This window comes from Paracoccus salsus, assembly GCF_021556615.1.
In the GTDB taxonomy this organism is placed as follows: domain Bacteria; phylum Pseudomonadota; class Alphaproteobacteria; order Rhodobacterales; family Rhodobacteraceae; genus Paracoccus; species Paracoccus salsus.
Window position 1 is genome coordinate 485373 of record NZ_JAKGGD010000003.1, and the last position, 17908, is coordinate 503280.

19 protein-coding genes and 1 pseudogene are annotated in these 17908 nt (G+C 66.3%); 12 read left to right on the plus strand and 8 right to left on the minus strand.

Annotation, left to right across the window (positions count from 1 at the left end; translation table 11 throughout):
• Window positions 1-210: 210 nt before the first annotated feature.
• Window positions 211-513 (plus strand): annotated as a pseudogene (locus L1965_RS08985) (transposase); the annotation flags it as partial.
• A 283-nt stretch (window positions 514-796) separates the two neighbouring features.
• Window positions 797-1051: a hypothetical protein gene (locus L1965_RS08990; protein ID WP_235756067.1), complete on the plus strand. Its 255-nt coding sequence runs from the start codon at window positions 797-799 to the stop codon at window positions 1049-1051.
• A gap of 124 nt (window positions 1052-1175) precedes the next feature.
• Here the strand turns inward: L1965_RS08990 and ettA are convergent, their stop codons facing one another.
• Genes ettA through rimO form a run of 3 tightly spaced genes read right to left on the minus strand, consistent with a single transcriptional unit; the run spans window position 1176 to window position 5134 of the window.
• Window positions 1176-2831, minus strand: coding sequence for an energy-dependent translational throttle protein EttA (gene ettA, locus L1965_RS08995; RefSeq protein WP_235756068.1), 1656 nt, complete (start codon window positions 2829-2831; stop codon window positions 1176-1178).
• Window positions 2832-2888: 57 nt separating this feature from the next.
• Window positions 2889-3761, minus strand: a complete 873-nt coding sequence (locus tag L1965_RS09000) for a sulfotransferase family protein (RefSeq protein WP_235756069.1) — start codon at window positions 3759-3761, stop codon at window positions 2889-2891.
• A complete protein-coding gene (gene rimO / locus L1965_RS09005) occupies window positions 3758-5134 on the minus strand; it encodes a 30S ribosomal protein S12 methylthiotransferase RimO (protein WP_235756070.1) in 1377 nt (458 codons plus the stop codon). Before rimO ends, L1965_RS09000 begins: the two co-directional genes overlap by 4 nt.
• A gap of 127 nt (window positions 5135-5261) precedes the next feature.
• Between rimO and L1965_RS09010 the strand changes: the two genes are divergently transcribed.
• Both L1965_RS09010 and L1965_RS09015 read left to right on the plus strand, forming a co-directional pair.
• On the plus strand, window positions 5262-5666 hold the full coding sequence (locus tag L1965_RS09010; protein WP_235756071.1) for a dihydrodipicolinate reductase: 405 nt from the start codon (window positions 5262-5264) through the stop codon (window positions 5664-5666).
• A 59-nt stretch (window positions 5667-5725) separates the two neighbouring features.
• The gene (locus L1965_RS09015; protein ID WP_235756072.1) at window positions 5726-6205 is read left to right on the plus strand and encodes a hypothetical protein; all 480 of its coding nucleotides are present in this window, start codon (window positions 5726-5728) and stop codon (window positions 6203-6205) included.
• 28 nt (window positions 6206-6233) lie between these two features.
• Here the strand turns inward: L1965_RS09015 and L1965_RS09020 are convergent, their stop codons facing one another.
• The 3 genes from L1965_RS09020 to L1965_RS09030 form a co-directional block, all read right to left on the minus strand.
• The gene (locus L1965_RS09020; protein WP_235756073.1) at window positions 6234-7007 is read right to left on the minus strand and encodes an ABC transporter permease; all 774 of its coding nucleotides are present in this window, start codon (window positions 7005-7007) and stop codon (window positions 6234-6236) included.
• Window positions 7004-7945, minus strand: a complete 942-nt coding sequence (locus L1965_RS09025; RefSeq protein WP_235756074.1) for an ABC transporter ATP-binding protein — start codon at window positions 7943-7945, stop codon at window positions 7004-7006. The genes L1965_RS09020 and L1965_RS09025 overlap by 4 nt, the downstream gene beginning before the upstream one ends.
• Before the next feature lie 119 nt (window positions 7946-8064).
• The gene (locus L1965_RS09030; RefSeq protein WP_235756075.1) at window positions 8065-8646 is read right to left on the minus strand and encodes an NADPH-dependent FMN reductase; all 582 of its coding nucleotides are present in this window, start codon (window positions 8644-8646) and stop codon (window positions 8065-8067) included.
• Between the two features lie 589 nt (window positions 8647-9235).
• On the opposite strand from L1965_RS09030, the gene L1965_RS09035 reads away from it, so the two are divergent.
• On the plus strand, window positions 9236-9961 hold the full coding sequence (locus L1965_RS09035) for a rhomboid family intramembrane serine protease (RefSeq protein ID WP_235756076.1): 726 nt from the start codon (window positions 9236-9238) through the stop codon (window positions 9959-9961).
• On the opposite strand, the gene mnmC2 is transcribed toward L1965_RS09035, so the two are convergent.
• On the minus strand, window positions 9951-10646 hold the full coding sequence (gene mnmC2 / locus L1965_RS09040; protein ID WP_235756077.1) for a tRNA (5-methylaminomethyl-2-thiouridine)(34)-methyltransferase MnmC2: 696 nt from the start codon (window positions 10644-10646) through the stop codon (window positions 9951-9953). The genes L1965_RS09035 and mnmC2 overlap by 11 nt on opposite strands.
• 11 nt (window positions 10647-10657) lie before the next feature.
• Here mnmC2 and L1965_RS09045 point away from each other — a divergent pair, with 11 nt between their 5' ends.
• Window positions 10658-11713, plus strand: coding sequence for an NAD(P)/FAD-dependent oxidoreductase (locus L1965_RS09045; protein ID WP_235756078.1), 1056 nt, complete (start codon window positions 10658-10660; stop codon window positions 11711-11713).
• Window positions 11714-11741: 28 nt separating this feature from the next.
• Here L1965_RS09045 and L1965_RS09050 read toward each other — a convergent pair whose 3' ends face one another.
• Window positions 11742-12335: an NnrU family protein gene (locus L1965_RS09050; RefSeq protein WP_235756079.1), complete on the minus strand. Its 594-nt coding sequence runs from the start codon at window positions 12333-12335 to the stop codon at window positions 11742-11744.
• Between L1965_RS09050 and L1965_RS09055 the strand changes: the two genes are divergently transcribed.
• Genes L1965_RS09055 through L1965_RS09080 form a run of 6 tightly spaced genes read left to right on the plus strand, consistent with a single transcriptional unit; the run spans window position 12334 to window position 17884 of the window.
• Window positions 12334-12903: a DUF4202 domain-containing protein gene (locus L1965_RS09055; RefSeq protein WP_235756080.1), complete on the plus strand. Its 570-nt coding sequence runs from the start codon at window positions 12334-12336 to the stop codon at window positions 12901-12903. The genes L1965_RS09050 and L1965_RS09055 overlap by 2 nt on opposite strands.
• On the plus strand, window positions 12903-13592 hold the full coding sequence (locus tag L1965_RS09060; RefSeq protein ID WP_235756081.1) for a sirohydrochlorin chelatase: 690 nt from the start codon (window positions 12903-12905) through the stop codon (window positions 13590-13592). The genes L1965_RS09055 and L1965_RS09060 overlap by 1 nt, the downstream gene beginning before the upstream one ends.
• Window positions 13593-13636: 44 nt before the next feature.
• A complete protein-coding gene (locus L1965_RS09065) occupies window positions 13637-15922 on the plus strand; it encodes a bifunctional salicylyl-CoA 5-hydroxylase/oxidoreductase (protein ID WP_235756082.1) in 2286 nt (761 codons plus the stop codon).
• Complete coding sequence (locus L1965_RS09070) at window positions 15919-16644, plus strand: SDR family NAD(P)-dependent oxidoreductase (protein WP_235756083.1); 726 nt, start codon at window positions 15919-15921, stop codon at window positions 16642-16644. Before L1965_RS09065 ends, L1965_RS09070 begins: the two co-directional genes overlap by 4 nt.
• On the plus strand, window positions 16641-17075 hold the full coding sequence (locus L1965_RS09075; protein WP_235756084.1) for a MarR family winged helix-turn-helix transcriptional regulator: 435 nt from the start codon (window positions 16641-16643) through the stop codon (window positions 17073-17075). Before L1965_RS09070 ends, L1965_RS09075 begins: the two co-directional genes overlap by 4 nt.
• Window positions 17072-17884: an enoyl-CoA hydratase family protein gene (locus L1965_RS09080; RefSeq protein WP_235756085.1), complete on the plus strand. Its 813-nt coding sequence runs from the start codon at window positions 17072-17074 to the stop codon at window positions 17882-17884. The genes L1965_RS09075 and L1965_RS09080 overlap by 4 nt, the downstream gene beginning before the upstream one ends.
• Window positions 17885-17908 lie beyond the last annotated feature (24 nt).

The window sequence follows — 17908 nt, forward strand, 5'->3', positions numbered from 1 at the left end:
CGGCGACGGTGCGAGGCCGTTCCCCGAAAGCCGTGCGCGGACTGCGAAATCCCATCAAGACATTTGGTCATGCGTCGCTTGCGGTTCACTTGCCTTTCGGTCGGGATTCTGAAGCCCTCTTCCAGATCGTCGAGACATGCGAAGCCCGCCGTTACGCTGCTTGCCGTCCGCCTTGCCGGGATCACGTCGGATGCCGCCATGCCGAACGAGGACGCTGGCGTCCGCGGCGTGAAACTGGCCCTTGCAGATCACCACAAGGGCCGGCGTCCCGCCGCGCAGCGGGCATTCGAGGCCATCCGCCAGCGCTGTCGCGTCCACTGGATGCGCCACGCGCTCGCGCACGTCCCGGCCAAGCGGCGTGCGGCCTGGGCCACGATGCTGAAGATGATCTTCGCTCAGAAGAGCAAGGCAGCCGCCAAAGCCCGATCGAAGGTTGTGGCCGCGGCGCTGCGCGACAGGCAGGCGAGGCTCGGCACCCCCATGGACGCCTCTCGCGATGACATCCGTGCCTGAACGGATTGCTCGCGCGAGCACTGGATCCAGATCGCGTCCACGAATCCACCGGACCGGGCGAGCCGGGAGATCAAGCGCGGCTCCGACGTCATCAGCCTCATCGGCGCGCGGATTCCCGAGGCCCATCACGCGTGAACGATCACGCGACGCTATTCGTGCACTTGCGCAGACCATGCTGCCAACCGGCAATCCGCGTGTCTTTCCGAGGCCGGGCCCCGGTCCGAATACGCTTCGCCCCGCATATCGTCGGCGCAAGGAACGACGTTCACATCTGTCGGACCGCATGGATCGCGGCTATCCGAGTGTCCGCGTCTGGAGGGACAGTTCCACATTCGCACAGTTCCAGGGCGGCTTCGCGGGCGCTTTCGGCATAGAGGCGGATGGCGGTGTCGAAGCCGGGGACGAAAGCTTCAATTCGGGCTGTTCGGAAGGGTTGCCAATGACTTGCAGCGACGTGGTGGCGGTCTTCAACCCACACCACGCGGACTTCCTGCCGATGATCGGAGGCGAATCCGTCGCCCGTCCCGGGCCGCCATGAGACCGCCTGATCGCGGCAGCCGGAAACCGGGCTGCGCGATCACCGGCATGCCAGGCAGCTGCGAACCCCGAGGATTCCAGCGCACGATCGGCGAAGTCGAACCATCCGGCGCTGCCGATTGTGGTCAGCGCGTAAACTTCTTGTATTTCACCCGCTTCGGCTCGATCGAATCCGGCCCCAGCCTGCGCACCTTGTCCTCTTCATAGGCCTCGAAGTTGCCCTCGAACCATTCGACATGGGCTTCGCCTTCGAAGGCCAGGATATGGGTGCACAGGCGGTCGAGAAAGAAGCGGTCGTGGCTGATGATGACCGCGCAGCCGGCGAAATCTTCCAGCGCGGCTTCCAGCGCCTGCAGCGTTTCCACGTCCAGGTCGTTGGTCGGTTCGTCCAGAAGCAAGACGTTCCCGCCCGACTTCAGCAGCTTGGCCATGTGCACGCGGTTGCGTTCCCCGCCCGACAACTGGCCGACCTTCTTCTGCTGGTCGCCGCCCTTGAAGTTGAACGCGCTGCAATAGGCGCGGCTGTTCATCTGCGCGTCGCCTAGCACGATCTGCTCGGCCCCGCCCGAGATTTCCTCCCACACGGTCTTGCCGGCTTCCAGCGCGTCGCGGGACTGATCGACATAGCTGAGATGCACCGTGTCGCCATAGACGATCTCGCCCGCGTCCGGCTTTTCCTGGCCGGTCAGCATGCGGAACAGCGTCGACTTGCCGGCGCCGTTGGGACCGATCACGCCGACGATGCCACCGGGGGGCAGGCTGAAATCCAGACCCTCGATCAACAGCTTGTCGCCCATGGCCTTCTTGAGCCCCTCGACCTCGATCACCTTGTTCCCGAGGCGCTCGCCGTTCGGGATGATGATCTGGGCGCGTGACAGCTTTTCGCGCTCGGACTGGCCGGCCAGCTCGTTATAGGCGTTGATCCGGGCCTTCTGCTTGGCCTGCCGGGCCTTGGCGCCGGCGCGGATCCATTCCAGTTCGCGTTCCAGGGTCTTCTGCTTGGACTTGTCCTCGCGGGCTTCCTGTTGCAGCCGCTTGGCCTTCTGTTCCAGCCAAGCGGAATAATTGCCCTCGTACGGGATGCCCTTGCCGCGATCCAGTTCCAGGATCCAGCTGGTGATGTCGTCCAGGAAATAGCGGTCGTGGGTGACGATCAGGATCGTGCCCTTGTATTCGATCAGGTGCTTTTGCAGCCAGGCGATGGTTTCCGCGTCCAGATGGTTGGTCGGTTCGTCCAAAAGCAGCATGTCGGGCGCTTCCAGCAGCAGCTTGCACAGCGCGACGCGGCGGCGTTCACCGCCCGACAGGCTGGATACATCCGCATCGTCCGGCGGGCAGCGCAGAGCCTCCATCGCGACATCGATCTGGCTGTCCAGATCCCACAGGTTCTCGGCGTCGATCTCGTCCTGGAGGGCAGCCATCTCTTCGGCGGTCTCGTCGGAATAGTTCATGGCCAGCTCGTTGTAGCGTTCAAGCTTGGCCTGCTTGGCGGCGACGCCCAGCATCACGTTCTCGCGCACGTTGAGGCTTTCCTCCAGCTGCGGTTCCTGCGGCAGATAGCCGACGGTCGCGCCCTTGGCGGCCCACGCCTCGCCGCTGAAATCCTTGTCCCAGCCGGCCATCACACGCAGCAGCGTGGACTTGCCCGCACCGTTGACGCCGACGACGCCGATCTTCACGCCGGGCAGAAAGTTCAGACGGATGTTCTCGAAGACCTTCTTGCCGCCGGGATAGGTCTTGGACACGCCGTCCATGTGATACACGAACTGATAGGACGCCATCGGATTCTCCTGAAATCTTTGAGGCCTATGTAGGGGAAAGCACGGGCCGGTGAAAGGTCAGCGCAGATCGGCCATGAACTGGGCTGACATGGCCCGGCCGAGGAAATCGAACTGCGGCTCAAGCCTGGCGCGCAGCGCGGCGCGCGCCTCGGCGGGCACGGACAGCCCGCCGGGCGCGGCGAAAACCTTCTTGTTCAGGCCCTGATACTCTGCGGCGGGAAGGTTGAGGAACGCCTCGACATCCCGCATCACGCCCGAGGGATCGCGCGCGATCCGGCCGAAGGGCAGGACAAGCAGCCTGTCGGGGCCGAACCGCGCCTGCCAGCGCGGCAGATAGGCGGCATAGTCGCCGCGATCCATCAGCACCGGGTCCTCGACCTCGGCCAGCCACTCCTCGACGCTGGCGGGAACGTGCCCCCTGCGCTTGAGGTTCATCTTGAGCTGCGAGATCGCACGATCGACGGGATGCCGGATGATATAGATGAATTGCGCCTGTGGCAGGAAATCGCGGACAAAATCGACACCCTCATCCGGCAGCGTCGAGTATTCCGGGGTGATGTCGATCGGCCAGGTTCCGGCGGGCGCGGGCGCGAAGATGCCACGATACCAGCGTTCGGTGAACATTCGGCCCGTGGTGATCTGCGCCAGATATGTCGCCATTTCGGGCGAGATCGGCGTCCCCTTGGCAATGTGGCGCCGAATCAGGTTTTCCTTGCTGCGGCGGTAATGCCACGGCAGCCATTGCCGATGTTCCGGCACGAAGCGGTGGTTGAAGAACTGGACTTCCTTGAAGGGGGGCGTCCAGATCTTCGGATGCTGGGCAAGCATCTCGCTGAGCCAGCTTGTGCCCGCCTTCTGGGCGCCGATCCCGATGATGCGCGGCTTGCGCGGCTTGCCGTCGGGGTCCCACGCCGGTGCGCCGCCGCTCAAAGCCTTCCCCACAGATCGTATTCGCCCGCCTCGTCCACCGTGACCGTCACGATATCGCCGGGTTTCAGAGCCTCGAAGCCCTGGTCGACAAACAGGTTGCCGTCGATCTCGGGGGCGTCGGATCTGGTGCGGCAGGTGGCGCCCTGCGCGTCGACCTCATCCACGACCACCTCGATCCGCTGGCCGACCCTGGCCGCCAGCTTTGCCTCGGAAATGGATTGCGCCTTTTCCATGAAGCGGTCGTAGCGATCCTGCTTGACCTCGGGCGGCACATGATCGGGCAGATCGTTGGCCCGCGCACCGCGCACGTTCTCGTACTGGAATGCCCCCACGCGATCCAGCTGCGCCTCGTCCATCCAGTCCAGCAGGGTCTGGAATTCGGCCTCGGTTTCGCCGGGATAGCCGACGATGAAGGTCGAGCGCAGGGTGATCTCGGGGCAGATCGCGCGCCAGGCGGCGATCTCGTCCAGGGTCCTGGCCGCGGCCGCCGGTCGGGCCATGCGGCGCAGCACGTCGGGGTGGGCGTGCTGGAAGGGAATGTCCAGATAGGGCAGCACCAGCCCGTCCGCCATCAGCGGGATCAGCTCGCGGACATGCGGATAGGGATAGACATAATGCAGCCGCACCCACGCCCCAAGCCCGCCCAGATCGCGTGCCAGATCGGTGATGTGGGCGCGGTGACCGCGTTCCTCGGCATGTTTGCGGTCAAGCCCGTAGGCGCTGGTGTCCTGCGATATGACCAGCAGTTCCCGGACCCCGGCCTCGACCAGCTTTTCGGCCTCGCGCATGACCGCGTGGGCGGGCCGGCTGACAAGCCGCCCGCGCATGTCGGGAATGATGCAGAACCGGCATTTGTGGTTACAGCCCTCGGAGATCTTGAGATAGCTGTAGTGGCGTGGGGTCAGGCTGACGCCCGATGCCGGCAGCAGGTCGATGAACGGATCCGGGCTGGGCGGTACCGCGCCATGCACGGCATCCAGCACCGATTCGTATTGATGCGGCCCGGTGACGGCCAGCACCTTTGGATGCGCCCCGGTGATGTATTCGGGCTCGGCCCCCAGACACCCGGTGACGATCACGCGGCCGTTTTCCCGCAGCGCCTCGCCGATCGCCTGCAATGACTCGGCCTTGGCGCTGTCCAGGAACCCGCAGGTATTGACGATGACCGCATCCGCGCCCTGATAGTCGCCGCTGATCGCATAGCCTTCGGCCCGCAGGCGGGTCAGGATGCGCTCGCTGTCCACCAGCGCTTTGGGGCAGCCAAGGCTGACCATGCCGATGGTCGGCTGGCCGTCGCGCCGGTTGCCCTGGCTGTCAGCGGGAATGCGGGCGCGTGCAAGGTCGGGGCGCAGGTCGGGCGGATTGTGTTGCATCCGCCGCAGATAAGCGATTCCCCTCGCTGTGAAAAGAAGGCAGCGTGCGAAAGCGCGGCTGCGACGGCGCAACTTTTCTCTGCGATGTCCCGTGTCTGGTCGGCAAGTCACATCATGAGGTGCCATCATGCCCCGCCGTGCCGTCCTCGCGCCAACCGTTTCCGTCCCGACGGTCCCCGGACCGACCGCGCTGGCCGCGCTGGCCCTGGCGGCTGCGATTGCCCTTCCCCAAGCCGCCCAGGCAGAGCGCGTGACCAGCCGCGACGACTTTCTGAGCCTCGTCGAGCAGCGCCAGCTGACCCGGATGGGCATCTCGCTGCAAGTCATGCCCGATGGCAGGATCGGAGGCCGCGCGTTCGGACGCGAGGTTCGCGGCAGCTGGGAATGGCGTTCAGGATGGTTCTGCCGCACGCTTGGATGGGGCGATCGCCAGTGGCCGCTGGACTGCCAGCTGGTCGAACGCAGCGGCGACCGGCTGACCTTCACCTCGGGCAAGGGTGCGGGCGACAAGGCCACACTCAGGCTGCGCTGATCGCTCCTTCGCCGGAAAGTGACTTTTCCTTGTCGTCCGGATCGGCGAATGATCCGGGCATGGTCTTCATTCTGCGCCAATGTGCCCCGATCGTCATCGCGCTCCTCCTGGCGCTGTTTCCGGCCGTGTCGCTGGCCGAAGGCAAGCGAACGGCGAACACCATCGATGTCTGGAACGACAGCGGAGGCAATGTCCTGCAGATGGTCTCGCGCAGGAACCAGCTGGCAAGGTCGGGCAAGGAGGTGCGGATCCGCGGCTATTGCCGGTCGGCCTGCACCATGCTGATCACCATGCCGAACGCCTGTCTGGGACCGAAGGCGCGGATCGGTTTCCACGCGCCGCGCATCCCCAACACCACGATCATACCACCCTTTGTGGATCAGATCATGGGCAACACCTACCGTGGCGGCATCCGCGAGCGCTGGTTCGCGGGGTGGAACCGCTCACTGACGATGCAGGTGATCTCGGCGCGCGAATATGTCCGCCTGGATCCGCAAAGCCGGATCTGCGACAGCCTGCTGCCGCGCAAGCGCGGCTGAGGCCTGGTCGCGCAAGCGAGGCTGAGGCCTAGTCGCGCAGCCGCCAGCCGGTCGCGAAGATCCAGCGAATGACCGCAAAGCAGACCACGACCATGATGGACACGGCGAACAGCGAGACGCCGACCGGCACATCGGCCAGTCCGAAGAACGACCAGCGGAAGCCCGAGATGAGGTAGAGCACCGGATTCAGCTTGGCCACGCCCTCCCAGAACGGCGGCAGCATGCTGGCCGAATAGAAGGCCCCGCCCAGAAAGACCAGCGGCGTGATGACCATCATCGGGACGATCTGAAGCTGTTCGAAGGACTTTGCCCACAACCCGATGATGAAGCCCAGCAGGCTGAAACCAAGGGCCGAAAGGAACAGGAAGGCCAGCATCCAGAACGGGTGCAGGATGTGAACCCCGACGAAGAAAAAGCTGGTGGCAAGGATGACCAACGCGATCAGGATCGCCTTGGCGGCAGCCGCGCCGACAAACCCGGCGGTCACCTCGAGCCAGCCGACCGGCGACACCAGATATTCATAGATGGTGCCCGAGAACTTGGGGAAATAGATTCCGAAGCTGGCGTTGCTGACCGATTGCTGAAGCACGGTCAGCATCATCAGGCCCGGCACGATGAACGCACCGTAGGGCACGCCCTCGACCGACTGGATCCGGCCGCCGATCGCCGCGCCGAAAACCACGAAATAGAGGACCGTCGAGACCACCGGCGAGGCCATCGACTGCCATATCGTCCGGAAGAAGCGCATCATCTCATGATGAAAGATCGCCCACACTCCGGGCCAGTTGATTGCCGCATTCATGCCGCGTCCTCCGCCTTGTCACCCTGAACCAGGGACATGAACACCTCTTCGAGGCTGGATTGCCTGGTCGAGACATCGCGCACGGTCACGCCCTGCGCCGCCAGATCGCCCAGCAGCCGGGCGATGCCGGTGCGTTCGGCGCGCGTGTCATAGTCGTAGCGGATCCGCCGCCCGTCCCGCGACAGGCTCAGACCGCGCCCGGACAGCCCCGAAGGGATCGCGTCCATCGGCTGGTCCAGTTCGATCGACAATGTCTTCTTGCCGAACTCGCCCATCAACTCGTCCTTGGGTTTCATCAGCAGAAGCTGGCCGTGATTGATGACCCCGATCCGGTCGGCCATTTCCTCGGCCTCTTCCAGATAGTGCGTGGTCAGGATGATGGTCACGCCGTCCTGGCGCAGGTCCTCGACCACCTGCCACATCTCGCGGCGCAGGGCGACATCCACGCCTGCCGTGGGTTCGTCCAGAAACAGCACCTTGGGGCTGTGCGACAACGCCTTGGCGATCAGCACGCGGCGCTTCATGCCGCCCGACAATTCGCGCGTCGGGGCATTGCGCTTGTCCCACAGGGAAAGGCTGCGAAGCACCTTTTCCAGATAAGCCTCGTCAGGGGCGGCGCCATACAGGCCGCGCGTGAAGCGCACGCAGTTGATGACCTTCTCGAAAGGCTCGAGCGCGATCTCCTGCGGGACCAGCCCGATCAGCCGGCGCGCGGCGCGCCACTCTTTCCGGATGTCGTGGCCGCCGACGCGGACCGTGCCGCCGGTCGGCACCACCAGCCCGCAGATGATAGAGATCAGCGTCGTCTTGCCGGCCCCGTTCGGGCCAAGAAGCGCCACGATCTCGCCCTGCTCGATCGACAGGCTGACACCGCTCAGCGCCCTGGTGCCGCTGGCGTATTCTTTCGACAGATTGTCGATCTCGATGATTCCGGCCATGTGGTGCTCCTCATGTCGCCGCTTATGCGTATGCAGCGATCGGCTCAATTCAGGCACCTGCCGCCGCGGCGTGGCGGCCACGTCCCCGGACCCGCCCGCTCCTCTGCGCTGGTGCCATGTCAATTATCCTCGCGGTCATATGGCCGACGCTCGCGCGCGTCGGCCAGCGAATCGGCCCACCAGCGCAACCGGTGTGCAAAGACCGCCATGGCGGTCTCGGCCGCCGCGGCATCGTCGGGATCGATGATTCGCCCATCCTCGTCAAAGCGCCGCCAGGGCGAGGCAAAGCTCAGCGTGTCGCGGATGGTGACGGTGTGCAGTTCGGCCAGGATGATGCGCAACGCCTCGATCGCCCTCAGTCCGCCGGATATGCCGCCATAGCCGACCAGCCCGACGGGCCGCGCCCACCATTCCGCCGTCACCGAATCGATCAGGGTCTTCAGATGGCCGGGTTCGGCGTGGTTGTATTCGGGGGTCACGATGACAAATCCGTCAGCGCCGTGCATCCGCGCTCGCAACGTGCTGATCGCCGCCGGATCGCCGGTCTGCACCGGCAGCAATTCGGGATCCGCGGGGTCCAGCAATTCGGGCGCAAAACCATGCAGGCGCAGCTGACTTGTCACCCATGCCGCCACCCGGTCATTGATCCGGCCCTCGCGGATCGAGCCAAGAACCACCACGATCCGATTTCCGTCGCTCATCCCGTTTTCCTCGCCTTTCCGATCCAGGACTGCCACCCTAAGACCTCAACCAGAGTTCAGGACAGGCAGAAAATGTCCCGCAATACCGATCCTTGCAATGCCGGCGCACCGATCCGATCGGTCCGCTGTCGCACCGAAGCGGAATATCCGTCCCGGCCATTCATTTCCGAGAACGCGAAGGGCTGATCCGCTCCACCCGCAACGGCACCGATCAGGGATGCCATTCGCAAGCCAGCCTGCGCGTTCAGGCGATCATCAAGCCCGGCCAGCGCGCCGCGACGATCTGGACCGCCTTGTCCGGCTGCTGGAGCAGGTCCGCGACCGGCTGTCAGGCTGCCTTCGTTGCGGCTGTCTGTGGCACGGGCTGTGCGTGATGTCCAACCCCGATGATCGCGCCGCGGCAAATGGTCCCGTTGCCGCCCGGACCGGGCTGACCGGATGGGCGGCGGCGGGGCGGCGCAGCGCCGTGCGGCCTGTCGCGGGGGGGGGGGCTTGCGCCGCCGCGCACAAGCCGCGATGCTTTCTTCCTGTGACAGGCAGCGGCGGACCCGACCGGCGGCGCGGCCGCCCCGAAGAGCCGATACCCGCCATGTTCCCGATCCGTGACCACAACCCGTCCCAGCGCACCCCGGTCGTGACATGGCTTCTGATCGCTGCGAATGTGGCGATGTATCTGCTGACGCTGCCGGGCTCCGAGATCGGTGAGGCGGTGTGGGTTCGGCTGGCGCTGTATCCGATCGCCGTCAGCCATGGTGAATATCTGTGGGGGCTGGGCAGCCACATGTTCCTGCATGCCGGATTGATGCATCTGGGCGGCAACATGCTGTTCCTGTGGATCTTCGGCGACAATCTGGAAGAACAGATGGGTTCACTGGGCTTCCTGCTGTTCTACCTCGCGGCCGGATTGCTGGCGGCGGCTGCGCAGATTGCGACGGATCCCGGATCCAGCGTGCCGATGGTCGGGGCCTCGGGCGCCATCGCGGGCGTGATGGGAGGCTATCTGCTGATGTTTCCGCGTGCGCGCGTGGATGTGCTGGCGATCTTCATCGTGTTCTTCAAGGTCTTCACCGTGCCGGCCTGGCTGATGCTGGGTGTCTGGCTGGGCTTCCAGTTGTTCGGCGGCTTTACCGTGGCTGGTGACCAGGGCGGGGTGGCCTATTGGGCCCATGCCGGAGGATTCGCGGGCGGGGTCTGCCTCAGCCTGCCGCTGTTCCTGCGTCGCGGGGGGCCGGCTTTCTGGTCGCGCACCCGTGGCCATCCGCCGCATCCGGGCACGGCGTATTCGGCCTCCAGGATCCCGCGGGTCACGCGCTGAGGCAACCAAGGGCGGGCCGCAGCATTCCTGCGCTCATGTGTCGCTTGCGGCCAAAGCCCGGTCGGCGGGTGACATCGAAACCGGCCGCGTCCAGCGCGCGGCGGACATGGCCCGCCGCAGTATAGGTGGCAAAGGTCGCGCCCGCGGCGCTGTGGCTGCCGACTTCGGCCATCAGGTCAGGACCCCACATCTCGGGGTTCCGGGCTGGTGAAAACCCGTCCAGGAACCATGCATCCGCCCGCCCCTGCCACGCCGGCAGCGTCCGGCGGACATCCCCGATAACCAGTCGCAGATCGACCTGCCCCAGCCGCACCCGGGCCGCGCCCCAGCCCAGCCGCAGATCACGGGCCAGCCCGGACAGTTCTGGAAATGCCGCGTGTGACCGCGCCATCTGGTCGGTCGTCATGGGAAAGGCCTCAAAGCTCGTCATCACCACGGGCACCTTGGTGGCCGAGGCCAGCACCAGCGCATTCAGTCCGGTTCCGAAGCCCAGTTCGGCAACGTGAAAGCCCGGCCGCAGCCTGTCCGGCAGGTCGTTGCCGGCCAGAAACACATGCCGCGCTTCCGCCAGCCCTCCTGCGAGGCTGAAATACGGGTCGTCGAACCGCGTCGCCACCGGAACGTCGCCCGCGCGCCATTCCAGCTGCGGCTGGCCCGTCCCGTCCTGATCGGCTAGATCCTGCATGCCCGGCAGCTATGCAAAGGTCCCGTGCGTTGACAAGCATAACCATCATCGGCGGCGGCATCTTCGGCCTCTCGTGCGGCTGGGAGATCGCGCGACGCGGCGCGGCGGTCCGCATCTTCGAGGCCCGGCACCTCGGCGCCGGCGCGTCGGGCGGGCATGTCGGCGCGCTGGCTCCGCATGCACCCGAGAACTGGAATCCGAAAAAGGCCTTCCAGCTGGACAGCCTGCTGATGGCGCCCGGGTTCTGGGCCGGGGTCGAGGCGGCGTCGGGTCTGGCCAGCGGCTATGGCCGCACCGGCCGGATCCAGCCCGTGCCGGATGCGGCCGGCGTCGATCGGCTGCATGACCGGATCGTGGCGGCTGCCCGGCAATGGCCTGCCCCGCTGCCGATGCGCCTGACCGATGCCCCCGCGACCACGCTGTTGCCGGCAAGTCCGACCGGGCTGTGGCTGGAGGATCGGCTGACCGCGCGGATGAACCCGCGCGCCGCGATCGCGGCGCTGGCCGAGGCGATCCGCCGGCAAGGCGGCGAGATCATCGAGGGCCGGCATGTCTGTCCCGAAGACACGCCGGCCGGAACGACGCTATGGGCCGCCGGCCTTGCGGGGCTGGCTACGCTGTCCGACGACCTTGGCCGGATCATGGGCAAAGGCGTGAAGGGCCAATCGGCCCTGCTTGGCCACGCGGCCCCCGACGCGCCTCAGGTCTTTGCGGACGGGCTGCATGTCGTGGCCCATTCGGACGGCACGACCGCCATCGGATCGACCTCCGAGAACCAGTATTCGCATCCGGATGTCGATCACCAGCTGGATCAGGTCCTCGCCCGCGCCCGAGCGATCTGTCCGGCGCTGGCCGATGCGCCGGTGCTGGACAGGTGGGCGGGCATCCGGCCACGCGCCCAGTCGCGCGCGCCGCTGCTGGGACCATGGCCGGGCCGGCCGGGCCATTTCGTCGCCAATGGCGGCTTCAAGATCGGCTTCGGCATGGCCCCGAAGATCGCCTCGGTCATGGCGGATCTGATTCTCGAGGGGCGCGACGGGATACCGGACGCGTTTCGCCTTGGCTGATGGCGATTCTGTCAATCCTGATCGGGCGTCAGCCCGCGGGCCACGGGGACAGGCCGACCACGACCGGATGAAGCAGCATCAGCGCCACCCACAGCGCCGCCGCCAGCGCAAGCCGGGGCAGGCTGGCCCGGAACTGGCGCGGCCAGCCCGAACGGATCAGCCCCATCCCCGCGAACAGGGCCATGCCGCCGAACAGGACGACATGCGCCAGGTCGCCATTCGCGACCAGATGCGCCGCCGCCCACATGGCGAACGCCGCGACCAGCCCCGACATTCCCACCGCCAGCGCGCCGGTCAGGATCGCGACAGGCATCACCAGGTTGACGAGCCAGCGCGTCCACGCGCCAGAATCCCACAGCGGAACATGCGGGGCAGCGCCGGCTGCGCGCACAAGCCAGACCAGCAGCGCGATCGACAGCAGGCTGAACAGGGTCAGATAGATCGCTTTCCCCAGCCGCGCCATCAGCCATGCGCGCGGACCGGGTGCCATCGGCGCCACATGCGCGCCAAGAAAGCACAGCCATGCCAGTGCGTATTCGACCCATCCGTTCATGGCGGAAAGATACCCGCTTGCAGCCCGCGCTGCCAGCGGTGACACTCGGGCAAAACGGAGACTGCGCATGACCACTCGCCTGGACCACGCCTTCGCCGCGATCGACGCGGCCAACGCGAACGACCCCACGCTTGAAGATGGCCAGCCCGCAAACCTGCTTTACGGCCAGCGGATGACGGCCGAGCAGCAGCGGCTGGTTCCGGACGCCAGCGAACCACTGCGCATCGCCTGCCGCGGCCAGCACATCGAGCGCTGGAGGCTGCCGCGCAGCGACTATCCGATGGACCGGGCGGGCTATCTGCAATGGCGCCAGGAACAGGGGCGGCGCCATGCCGAACGCATCGCCGGGATCATGGCCGATGCCGGTTACGACAGCAGCGACATCGATCAGGCCCGCAAGATGCTGACCAAGCAGGGCCTGAAGCGCGACCCCGAGGTGCAGGCGCTCGAGGACGTGATCTGCTTCACCTTCATCCGCTGGTATCTGGGCGATTTCGCCGCCGAACAGCCCGATGACAAGCTGTCGCGCATCATCGAGAAGACCGCCCGCAAGATGTCCGCAGAGGGACGCGCGAAAGCACTTGAGGAATTCGCGATCCCCGATTCATTCGCCTCGTATTTCCGGGACCCCTCGTGATGCATGCGGTCATCATCTCGCACGGCCAGCCCGGAGAACCGGAACCCCAGGAACAGGCGATCCGCGACCTGGCGGCGCGCGTGGCGGCGCATGATCCGGGCTGCGATGTCGTCGGCGCCACACTGGCCGTGCCCGACGCGCTGGCGGCCTGCTGTGACGACGACGCCCTGATCTACCCCATGTTCATGGCCGAGGGCTGGTTCACAGGCCAGCAACTGCCCCGGAAACTGGCCGAGGCCGGCGCCGCCGGCGCGCGCATCATGCGACCATTCGGCACCGATCCCGAGTTGCCGCAACTGATCATCGCCAAGGCGCAGCAGGCCGCCGCGGCCGAGGGGTGGGCGGCTGACCAGACGACTTTGCTGCTCAGCGCCCACGGCTCTCAGCGGTCGCAAGCCAGTTTCAACATCACCTCGGCACTGGCCGATCTGATCGCGCCGCATTTCGCACGCGTGGTCACCGGCTTTGTCGAGCAGGCACCATTCATCGAAGATGCCGCCCGCGGCCTGACAAGGGCGGTCCACCTGCCCTTCTTCGCGCTGAAGGCCGAACATGTGCTGGACGACCTGCCCCAGGCCCTGGACGCCGCGGACTTTACCGGGCCGCGCCTTGAGCCGATCGGGCTTGCCCCCGAAACCCCCGCCCTGATCGCAGCAGCCATACGCCGAGAACTTTCAAGCTTGAAATAGTTTTTGGCCCGTGCCAGCCTTTCCGCAACAGGAGGTGGCACGGCATGAAGATTCTCTGCCTCGGCGGCGGCCCTGCGGGCCTGTATTTCGCGATCTCGATGAAGCTGCGCGATGCAGCGCACCAGGTGACGGTGCTGGAACGCAACCGCGCCAACGACACCTTTGGCTGGGGCGTGGTCCTGTCCGACGACGCGCTGGACAGGATGCAGCGCAACGATCCTGAATCCACGCAGGCGATCCGCGACAATTTCATCTATTGGGACGACATCGCCGTGGTTCGCGACGGGCGGCGGGATGTCTCGGGCGGGCACGGTTTCGCGGGGATCGGGCGCAGGAAGATGCTGGTGCTGCTTCAGCAGCGCGCCCGCGAACTGGGTGTGGAGATGCGCTTCGAGACCGAATTCGGCAGCGCCGAATCCTATCGCGATGACCATGACCTGATCGTCGCCGCGGACGGGCTGAACAGCCGCGTGCGGACCGAGTACGAGGATGTCTTCAAGCCCGATATCGACATGCGGCTGTGCAAGTTCATCTGGCTGGGCACGCATCAGACATTCAACGATGCCTTCACCTTCATCTTCGAACGCACCGCGCATGGCTGGATCTGGGCGCATGTCTATCAGTTCGACGACGAGACGGCGACGTTCATCGTCGAATGCTCGCAGGACACCTGGGACCGGTTCGGCTTCGAGGGGATGACGAAGGAGGAAATCGTCGAAACCTGCCGAAAGACGTTCGAAGCCCATCTGGGCGGGCATGAGCTGATGTCGAACGCGGCGCATCTGCGCGGCTCGGCTGTCTGGATGAATTTCCCACGCGTGATCTGCGAGCGCTGGTACAACGGCAATGTCGTGCTGATGGGCGATGCCGCGGCGACCGGACATTTTTCGATCGGCTCGGGAACCCGGCTGGCCTTCGACAGTGCCATCGCCCTGGCCGATTACCTGCATTCCGAACCGACGCTGGAAAAGGCTTTCGAACGCTATCAGGAGGAGCGCCGCCTCGAAGTGCTGCGCCTGCAATCGGCAGCGCGCAACAGCCTGGAATGGTTCGAGGAGGTCGAGCGGTATCTTGATCTTCACCCGATCCAGTTCACCTACTCGCTGCTGACCCGCAGCCAGCGCATCAGCCACGAGAACCTGCGCCTGCGCGATCCGGGCTGGGTGGCACGGGCCGAGGACTGGTTTCAGGAACAGGCCGGCGGCTCACCGGGACGCGCGCCGATGTTCGCGCCCTTCAGGCTGCGTGACATGGCTCTGAAGAACCGCATCGTCGTCTCGCCGATGGCCCAGTACAAGGCCGTGAATGGCAAGCCGACCAACTGGCATCTGGTCCATTACGGCGAACGCGCCAAGGGCGGCGCCGGCCTCGTCTATACCGAGATGACCTGCGTCTCGCCGGTGGGCCGGATCACGCCGGGCTGCCCCGGCCTCTACGCGCCGGAACATGAGGCGGCCTGGCGCGAGATCGTCGATTTCGTGCACCAGGAAACAGACGCCAGGATCTGCTGCCAGATCGGCCATTCCGGCCGCAAGGGCAGCACCCGGATCGGGTGGGAGGGGATGGACAAGCCCCTGGCAGAGGGCAACTGGCCCGTCATGTCCGCCTCGGCCTTGCCGTGGTCGGCGGGCAATGCCGTGCCCGAGGAAATGACCCGCGCCCAGATGGACGAGGTCACCGAGCAATTCGTCGCCGCGACCCGCATGGCCGGGCGCGCCGGCTTCGACATGATCGAACTGCATGCCGCGCATGGCTACCTGGTCAGCAGCTTCATCTCGCCCGTGTCGAACCAGCGCGCCGACGACTATGGCGGCAGCCTGGAAAACCGGATGCGCTGGCCGCTGGAACTGTTCCGCGCCATGCGCGAGGCCTGGCCCGGGGGCAAGCCGTTATCCGTCAGGATCAGCGCGAATGACTGGATCGGCGACGACGGCGTGACGCCCGAAGAAGCCGTCCGGATCGCCGCGATGTTCCGCGAGGCCGGGACCGACATCATCGATGTGTCCGCCGGGCAGACCACGCCCGAGGCAAAGCCGGTCCATGGCCGCATGTTCCAGACCCCGTTTTCCGACCGCATCCGAAACGAGGCCGGCATCGCCACCATGGCGGTCGGCAATATCTACGAACCCGATCACGTGAATTCGATCCTGATGGCCGGGCGCGCCGATCTGGTCTGCCTGGCCCGCCCGCATCTTGCGGACCCGTACTGGACGCTGCACGCGGCGGTGGCGTTGGGGGACGAGGCCACCGAATGGCCCTTGCCCTATCTGGCCGGGCGCGACCAGGCCCGCCGTCTGGCCGAGCGGCAGGCCGAGGAGATCCGCGCATGAGCCGGGTCCTGATCACCGGAGGCGGCAGCGGCACCGGTGCCGACATGGCCCGCGCCTTCGCCGGTCAGGGCCATGAGGTCATCATCACCGGTCGCAGCGCCGACAGGCTGGCCGGTGTCGCGGGCGGGCGCATCCGCGCCGTGCAGGGCGATGTCGGCGACGCCGATCAGGTCCGTGCGATCTTTGCCGAGGCCGGGCCCTGCCGGATCGTGATCGCCAATGCCGGCGTGGCCGAGGCGGCGCCCTTCAGCAAGATCACCGCCGACCACTGGCACCGGATGATCGCCACCAATCTGACCGGCACCTTCCTGACCTTCCAGCAAGGTCTGGCGCAGATGGGCGAAGGCGGGCGGCTGATCGCCATCGCCTCGATCGCGGGCGTCCGGGGGGCGGCCTATGCCGCTGCCTATGCGGCCAGCAAGCACGGCGTCATGGGGCTGGTCCGGTCCCTGGCCCTCGAGGTCGCGACGAAGGGCATCACCGTCAACGCGATCTGTCCGGGTTTTCTGGACACCGACATGACCCGGCGCAGCGTCGCCAACATCATGGAAAGGACCGGCCGCAGCGAGGCCGAGGCGCTGGCCTCTCTGAACGCCCGGAATCCTCAGGGGCGGCTGGTCCGGCCCGCCGAGGTGACGGCGGCGACGCTTTGGCTGGCGTCGGACGGCGCGGCCAGCGTCAACGGTCAGGCGATCCTGCTGGACGGGGGCGAAAGCGCATGAGCGATCTCAGCAAGCGCCGGCTGAAGACCTGGATCCGGCTTCTGGGCGTGACCCGCGCGGCGGAAAGCCGGCTGCGCGACTATCTGCGCCGTGAACATGACACGACGCTGCCCCGCTTCGACGTCATGGCGGCGCTGTGGCGGCGGCACGATGGCGTCACGATGTCGGAGCTGTCACGGATGCTGCTGGTCTCGAACGGCAATGCAACGGCGGTGGTGGATCGCCTGGAACGGGACGGGCTGGCGCGGCGCGAGGCCGAGGATGGCGACCGCCGTCGCATCCGGGTGCGGCTGACGCCCGAGGGACTGACCGCCTTCGAGGCCATGGCCGAGGGGCACGAGGCTGCGGTGGACGCGATCTTCTCGAACCTGACCGAGGCCGATCTGGACACCATGCGCGACATCCTTTCACGCGCCGGGAGGCAGCAATGAACCCGATCGAGATGGCCGGCCTGACACCCCGGCACTTCCACTGGCAGGTGACCGACCGGATCGCGGTGATCCGGCTGAACCGGCCCGAACGCAAGAACCCGCTGACCTTCGACAGCTATGCCGAATTGGGCCGGACCTTCCGCGATCTGGCCCATGCGGACGACGTGGATGTGGTCGTGCTGGCAAGCAATGGCGGAAATTTCTGCTCTGGCGGCGATGTCCACGAGATCATCGGGCCGCTGGTCGGCATGAAGATGCCGGAACTGCTGGCCTTCACCCGGATGACCGGCGAACTGGTCAAGGCGATGATCCACTGCAACAGGCCGGTGATCGCCGCGGTCGAGGGGATCTGCGTCGGGGCCGGCGCGATCATGGCCATGGCCGCCGATCTTCGTCTGGCGGCGCCTTCCGCAAAGGCCGCGTTCCTGTTCACGCGCGTCGGCCTTGCAGGCTGCGACATGGGCGCCTGCGCGATGCTGCCGCGCATCGTCGGGCAGGGTCGGGCGGCCGAACTGCTGTATACGGGCCGGGTGCTGCGCGCCGACGAGGGCGAACGCTGGGGCTTCTGGAACAGCCTGCACGAGGATGTCGAGGCGGCGGCGATGGATCTGGCGCGGGCGATCGCGGCGGGGCCGGTCTGGGCGCATGGGATCACCAAGACGCAGCTGAACCAGGAATGGAACATGGGGCTGGACCAGGCGATCGAGGCCGAGGCGCAGGCGCAGGCGATCTGCATGCAGACCCGCGACTTCGAACGCGCCTATCGCGCCTTCGTCGCCGGGGAACAGCCGGTTTTCGAGGGAAACTGACAGAGCCGGGCTGGACCCCGGAAC